Source organism: Mycobacterium sp. NPDC050041 (assembly GCF_049541695.1).
Classification (GTDB): domain Bacteria; phylum Actinomycetota; class Actinomycetes; order Mycobacteriales; family Mycobacteriaceae; genus Mycobacterium.
The window spans coordinates 1-6199 of the sequence record NZ_JBMVDG010000018.1 but is presented as its reverse complement, the minus strand read 5'-3'; the positions used below and the strand labels follow the sequence as shown (position 1 = coordinate 6199).

At 69.7% G+C, this 6199-nt stretch carries 1 protein-coding gene; it reads left to right on the top strand.

Translation table 11 applies throughout. From position 1 onward, the window contains the following. A partial coding sequence (locus ACPCHZ_RS28445) for an amino acid adenylation domain-containing protein (RefSeq protein WP_423487820.1) occupies positions 1-6199 on the top strand: 6199 nt, incomplete at both ends.

The window sequence follows — 6199 nt, the reverse complement described above, 5'->3', positions numbered from 1 at the left end:
TGATGGAGGAGATCCTGGCCGGGATCTTCGCCGAGGTGCTCGGCGTCGACCGGGTCGGCGTCGACGACTCCTTCTTCGCCATGGGCGGCGACTCGTTGTCCGCGATGCGCGTCATCGCGGCGATCAACAGGGCACTGGATTCCGATCTCGGCGTTCGAGTTCTGTTCGAGGCGCCCACGGTGGCCGAGTTGGCCGCACGTGTCGACGGACGGGGCGGTGGAGTGGAACCGCTGACGGCCGTGGCGACGCGTCCGGCGGTGGTGCCGTTGTCCTTCGCGCAGAATCGGCTGTGGTTCCTCGACCAGTTGCACGGGCCCTCGCCGGTCTACAACATGGCGGTCGCCCTGCGGCTGACCGGGCGCCTGGACGTCGACGCGTTGCGCACGGCGCTGGCCGACGTGGTGGACCGGCACGAGTCCCTGCGTACCGTGTTCACCGACGTGGACGGCGTGCCCGCGCAGGTGGTGGTGCCGACGTCGGCGGCCGATGTGAGTTGGCGGGTCGTCGACGCCGCCGGATGGTCCCAGGCTCGGCTGTCCGAGGCGATCGAACGGACCGCATCCCACGCGTTCGATCTGGCGAACGAGATCCCGTTGCAGGCCACGCTGTTTCGGATCGCGGAGGACCAGCACGTCCTGGTGGGGATCGTGCATCACATCGCGGCCGACGGAACGTCGTTGGTCCCGTTGGTGGGAGATCTGAGCGTCGCGTATGCCGCCCGCAGTGAGGGACGTGCACCCGGGTGGACGCCGTTGCCGGTGCAGTACGTCGATTACACGTTGTGGCAGCGCGCGCAGTTCGGTGAGTTGACCGACAGCAGCAGTCGCATCGGTGGCCAATTGGCTTACTGGCTGCGGACGTTGGACGGTCTGCCGGAACGTCTGCAGCTGCCGACGGATCGGCCCTACCCACCGGTGGCCGACCAGCGTGGTGCTCGGATCGACGTCGCATGGGCGCCCGAACTGCAGCAACAGGTGCGTGACCTGGCGGCCCACGCCAACACCACGACCTTCATGGTCATGCAGGCCGCGCTGGCGGTCCTGCTGAGTCGGGTTTCCGCGAGCTCCGACGTCGCGGTCGGCTTCCCGATCGCCGGGCGGAACGATCGTGCCCTGGACGAGTTGGTGGGTTTCTTCGTCAACACGTTGGTGCTCCGGGTCGATGTCGGCGGCGACCCCACTGTCACCGACCTGTTGGCGCAGGTGCGCTCCCGGGCACTGGCGGCTTACGAGCACCAGGACGTGCCGTTCGAGGTGATGGTGGAGCGGCTCAACCCGACCCGGTCGATGGCTCATCACCCGGTCGTGCAGGTGATGCTGGCGTGGCAGAACTTCGCCGGAGCCGAGCTCGACGCCGATGCCGGGTTCGACATGGGCCAGGTGCGTGCCACCCGTGAGCCGGTCGAGACCCACACCGCGCGAATGGACGTGTCGTTCGCGCTGGCCGAACAGTTCACCGCAACCGGGTCGTACGCCGGTATCTCCGGATCGGTGGAGTTCCGCACGGATGTGTTCGATCCCGCCACGATCGAGACCCTCGTCGGCCGGCTCGAGCGGGTGTTGGTGGCGATGGCGGCCGAGCCCGATCGCCGGCTCTCCTCGATCGACCTGCTCGACGACGTCGAACACGGACTCTTGGAGGAGTGGGGTAACCGGACCGCACTGGAGCTGCCCGAGTCGTCGGAGCCGACCATTCCAGAGTTGTTCGCGCAGATCGTCAGTCGTGCGCCGGATGCGGCGGCCGTCGTCTTCGAAGGGCGCAGTCTGACCTACCGCGACGTGGATGTGGCGTCGAACCGGTTGGCGCACCTGTTGTCCGAGCGTGGTGCGGGTCCGGGGCGGCGCGTCGGGTTGTTGCTGCCGCGCTCGGCGCAGTCCGTGATCGCGATCATGGCGGTGCTCAAGTCGGGAGCTGCGTATGTGGCGATCGATCCGTCGGCGCCCGACGCCCGGATCGGATTCGTGCTGAACGATGCTGCGCCGGTCGTGGTGGTGACCACGAGGGAGCTCGCCGCGCGGGTCGACGGCTTCGACGGTGCGGTCATCGATCTCGACGACCACGCGATCGACGGTCATCCCGGCTCCGCAGTGGCGGTGCCCGCGGTCGACGACGTCGCTTACCTGATCTACACGTCGGGGACCACGGGTACGCCCAAGGGCGTCGCGGTGACCCACGGCAACGTGACCCAGTTGCTCGAGACCCTGGACGCCGGGCTGCCGCCGACCGGGGTGTGGGCACTGTGCCATTCGTTGGCGTTCGACGTGTCGGTGTGGGAGATCTTCGGCGCCCTGCTTCGCGGCGGCCGGGTGGTGGTCGTGCCGGAATCCGTCGCGACGTCGCCGGACGAGTTCCACGACCTGCTGGTCGGCGCAGGGGTCGATGTGCTGACCCAGACGCCGTCGGCGGTGGCGATGCTCTCGCCGGACGGCTTGGAGTCGGCGGCGCTGGTGGTGGTGGGTGAAGCATGCCCGCCGGAGGTCGTGACTCGGTGGGCGCCGGGCCGGGTGATGATCAACGCCTACGGTCCGACCGAGACCACGATGTGCGTGGCGATCAGCGCGCCGCTCTCGCCGGGGGCGCGGGTGCCGATCGGATCGCCGGTGGCCGGGGCGGCGTTGTTCGTGCTCGACGAGTGGCTGCGCCCGGTGCCGGCCGGCGTGGTGGGCGAGTTGTACGTCGCCGGCCGCGGGGTGGCCGACGGCTACGTGGGCCGGTCGGGTCTGACGGCATCGCGATTCGTCGCGTGCCCGTTCGCCGGGGCGGGGGAGACGTCCGGGATGCGGATGTACCGCACCGGGGACGTGGTGCGCTGGGGAGCCGACGGGCAGTTGGACTACATCGGCCGCGCCGACGAGCAGGTCAAGATTCGCGGCTACCGCATCGAACTCGGCGAAGTGCAGGCCGCGTTGGCCCAGGTGGACGGTGTGAGCCGGGCGGCGGTCATCGCCCGGGAGGATCGTCCGGGCGACAAGCGGCTCGTCGCCTACATCACCGGCAACGCCGATCCGGCGGCGGCGCGGACGGCGTTGGTCGAGCGGCTGCCCGCCTACATGGTGCCCGCGGCGTTCGTGGTGCTCGACGCGATCCCACTGACGTCGAACAACAAGCTGGATGTCAAGGCGCTGCCCGCACCGGAGTATCCGGACGGCCAGACCTACCGTGCGCCAACCGATCTCGTGGAAGACGTGCTCGCCGGGATCTTCGCCGACGTGCTCGGGCTGGAGCGGGTCGGAGTCGACGACTCGTTCTTCGAGCTCGGCGGCGACAGCATCCTGTCGATGCAGGTGGTGTCGCGAGCGCGGGCTGCAGGCTTGACGTGCCGGCCGAAAGACGTGTTCACCGAGCAGACCGTGGCCCGCCTGGCGCGGGTGGTGTCCGTCGCCGACGGCGAGGTGATCGACGACGCGGGCGTCGGTGCGGTGGTGGCCACGCCGATCATGCGGTGGCTGGACAGCGTGACCGGTCCGACCGATCAGTTCAACCAGACCATGGTGGTGGCGGCGCCCGCGGAGGCGACCGAGGCCGACGTCGTCGCCGTTCTGCAGGCGGTGCTGGATCGCCATCCGATGCTGCGCGCTCAGGTCACCGAGGACGGGTTGTGGGCACCCGAGCCGGGCGCGGTGGACGCGGCAGGCCGCGTGCAGGTGACGGACGTGCTGTCGGAGGAGACGGTGGCCGGCGCCCGGTCCCGGTTGAACCCGACCGCGGGCGTGATGCTGTCGGCGGTGTGGGCGCAGGCGACGGGCGAGCTGGCGTTGGTGGTACACCATCTGGCTGTCGACGGGGTGTCGTGGCGGGTGCTGCTCGAGGACGTGAACGTCGCGTGGGCGCAGCGTCGTGCCGCCCAGCCGATCGCATTGCCGGTGTCGGGGACGTCGTTTGCGCGGTGGTCCCAGCTGTTGGCCGAGCACGCACTGTCCGATCGGGTGGCCGCCGCGGCGGACGACTGGCGTGCGGTGGCCGCGGTTCCGGCGGCACTGCCGGCGCCGGACCCGGAGCGGGACACGTTCGCTTCGGCGGGGCAGTGGTCCGTGGAATTGGACGTCGAGACCACCCGGATGGTGTTGGGCGAGGTGCCTGCGGCGTTCCATACCGGGGTGCAGGACGTGCTGCTGGTCGCGTTCGGGTTGGCGTGCGCGGAGTTCCTCGGCACGGGCGGATCCCCGATCGGGATCGACGTCGAGGGCCACGGCCGCGACGAGGACGCGGTGGCCGGGGTGGACGTGTCGCGCACGGTCGGCTGGTTCACCACGAAGTACCCGGTCGCGTTGACCGGTGGCGGTGTCGGCTGGAGCCGTGTCGCCTCCGGTGACGCGGAGCTGGGCAGGGCGGTCAAGGACGCCAAGGAGCAGTTGCGTGCGCTGCCCGACGGTCTGACCTACGGCTTGTTGCGGTACCTGAACCCCGATGTCGACCTCGGCGGTGCGGATCCGGTGATCGGGTTCAACTACCTGGGCCGGCTCGGTGGGTCCGGTGAGCTCGGCGAGGAGTACTGGCGCCCGCACACCGGCACGGCGTGGGGGTCGGTGGCCGGAGCGATTCCGATGCCGTTGCCGCACAGCGTCGCACTCAACGCGGCGACCCTCGACACCGCGGACGGTGCCCGGCTGCAGGCGACGTGGACGTGGGCGCCGTCGGTGCTGGACGAGGAGCAGGTGCAGCGGCTGGGCCGGTTGTGGTTCGACGCGCTGACCGGCATCTGCGCCCATGTGGGCCGCGGTGGTGGCGGGTTGACCCCGTCGGACGTCGCTCCGGCCAGGCTGACCCAGGACCAGCTCGACGAGCTGCAGCACCACGACCGCATCGCCGACGTGCTGCCCCTGACCCCGCTGCAACGCGGACTGCTCTACCACGCGGGCAGCTCCGAGGTGTATGCGTTGCAGCTGAGCTTCACTGTCACAGGTCCGCTGGACCCCAGCGGCCTGGCCGCGGCGGCACAGTCGGTCGTCAGCCGTCACCCGCATCTGGTGGCCCGATTCAGTCAGCGGTTCGACGAGCCGGTGCAGGTCATCCCCGCCGATCCAGTCGCGGGATGGCGCCACGTCGACGTCGAGGACGGCGTCATCGACGAGGACCGACTGGAACAGGAATCGGCCGCCGAACGTGTCGCGGTGTGTGACCTCGAGAACGCACCGGCATTCCGGATCATGTTGCTGAGCAACACGATCGATCGTCATCACGTGGTGTTGACGAGCCACCACATCGTGCTGGACGGGTGGTCGTTGCCCATCCTGCTGCAGGAGATCATCGCGGCGTACTTCGGGCAGCGGCTGCCCGCGGCGGTGCCGTACCGGCGGTTCGTGACATGGCTGGCGGAGCGCGATCGGGACGCGGCGCGAGTGGCGTGGGGTGCGGTGCTGGCGGGATTCGAGACACCGACACTGGTGGCGTCGCCGGAACGCCGGGAGAGCGGACCCCGCGGGATCGCCTCGGGCGAGCTGTCCGAGCAGAGCACGCGGGCGCTGCAGGAGTTGGCGAGGTCGCAGCACACCACGGTCAGCACCGTGCTGCAGGGAGCATGGGCGGTGCTGCTGAGCTCGCTGACCGGCCAGCAGGACGTGGCCTTCGGGTCGGTGGTGTCGGGTCGACCGGATGACGTGCCCGGTGCAGAGTCGATGGTGGGGCTCCTGATCAACACGGTGCCGGCGCGGGTGAGGCTGAGCCCGGTCACCACGGTCGCCGACCTGCTGGCCCGGATGCAGCTCGAACACAGCGCGACGCTGGAACACGAGCATCTGGCGCTGCCCGACATCCATCGCGTCACCGGTCACGACCAGTTGTTCGACACGCTGTTCGTGTACGAGAACTATCCGGTCGACACCGCTGCACTCTCGGGCGGTGACGGCCTGACGATCGGCGAGCTCCGCAGTCGCGAGCTGAATCACTACCCGCTGACGATGCAGGCGTCGCCGGGCCGCACGCTGTCCTTCCGGCTCGAATACGACACCGATGTGTTCGACGCGGTGTCAGTGGAGTCGTTGATCGAGCGCCTGCAGCGCGTGCTGGCCGCGATGACGGCCGATCCCGCGGTGCGGATCGCGTCGCTCGATCTGCTCGATCCATCGGAACACCGACGGCTCGATGCGTGGGGCCGGCGTGCGGTGTTGGGTGGGTCGGTTGGTGTGGGGTCGACGGTTCCGGAGTTGTTCGGGGCGCAGGTGGTGCGTCGTCCGTTGGCGCCGGCGTTGACGTTCGAGGG